Origin of the sequence: Streptomyces sp. AC555_RSS877, assembly GCF_019049245.1 — a bacterium.
Taxonomy (GTDB): Bacteria; Actinomycetota; Actinomycetes; order Streptomycetales; family Streptomycetaceae; genus Streptomyces.
On sequence record NZ_JAGMUK010000101.1, the window covers coordinates 1 to 286 of the forward strand.

Here is a 286-nt window from a genome sequence, read left to right on the forward strand (position 1 = left end):
GTTCGGCGGCGTCCTACTCTCCCACAGGGTCCCCCCTGCAGTACCATCGGCGCTGTAAGGCTTAGCTTCCGGGTTCGGAATGTAACCGGGCGTTTCCCTCACGCTATAACCACCGAAACACTATGAAACTGTTTCAGCCGCACCACACCCGTGACCATGGGCATGGGGCTGTTCGTGGTTTCAGAACCAACACAGTGGACGCGAGCAACTGAGGACAAGCCCTCGGCCTATTAGTACCGGTCAACTCCACACGTTACCGTGCTTCCATATCCGGCCTATCAACCCA

General features: G+C 57.3%; 2 rRNA genes. Both read right to left on the bottom strand.

Annotated features, from left to right (window positions below):
* Positions 1-117, bottom strand: a 5S ribosomal RNA gene (gene rrf, locus KUM49_RS35420).
* Between the two features lie 93 nt (positions 118-210).
* Positions 211-286: ribosomal RNA gene (locus KUM49_RS35425) — 23S ribosomal RNA — on the bottom strand; the annotation flags it as partial.